The organism is Streptomyces glaucescens (genome assembly GCF_002154375.1).
Taxonomy (GTDB): Bacteria; Actinomycetota; Actinomycetes; order Streptomycetales; family Streptomycetaceae; genus Streptomyces; species Streptomyces glaucescens.
This window is the reverse complement of the sequence record NZ_MUND01000488.1, coordinates 1-673: the sequence shown is the minus strand read 5'-3', so window position 1 is coordinate 673 and position 673 is coordinate 1. Positions and strand designations below refer to the sequence as shown.

Here is a 673-nt window from a genome sequence, read left to right as displayed (position 1 = left end):
CAGAGCGGTGTGCAGGTAGGCGTATCCCGCGCCGTTGCGGCGGTCCTTGTTCGGGCTGGAGGCCGCCCGGCCGAGGGTCTTGTGGCCGCCGCCGTCGGGGATGCGGCCGAGCTTCTTGACGTCGATGTGGACCAGCTCGCCGGGCCGTTCGCGTTCGTAGCGGCGCACGGGTTCCCCGGTGGCCCGGTCCAGCGTGGTCAGGGCGGGCAGGTGGTGCCGCACGAGGATGCGGTGGGCGGTGGAGGCGGCGATGCCGCACCGGGCGGCCAGCCGCAGCGGTCCGATGCGGTGTTCACGCCGCAGCCGCACCACCTGTTCCTCCACGGCGGCCGGGGTCTGCCGCGGCGAACGAAGGGGCCGGCTGGAGCGGTCGTGCATCCCGGCCTCACCGTGCCGGCGGTAGCGCCCCGCCCAGCGTGCGGCGGTGGTGTGGCTGACCTGGAAGCGTTCCGCGGCCCGCCGCAGCGGCCATCCGTCGTCCACGACACACCGGGCCAGACGCAGCCTGCCGGTCGGGGTCAGCGGGGCATTACGGTGGGACACGAGGGCCTCCTGGCGGTCGGCGGTAGATGTCGCAATCCACACCGAACCCAGAAGGCCCTCACCCTTTCAAGCACCCAGCACGCGTGTCACCAACGTCCCGGGACAGCACACCTAGGGGGTGTCGTCGAAC

General features: G+C 72.8%; 1 protein-coding gene. It reads right to left on the bottom strand.

What is annotated here, in order from left to right:
* A partial coding sequence (locus CCN42_RS28985; RefSeq protein WP_143662042.1) for a leucine zipper domain-containing protein occupies positions 1-543 on the bottom strand: 543 nt, incomplete at its 3' end.
* Positions 544-673: the final 130 nt, after the last annotated feature.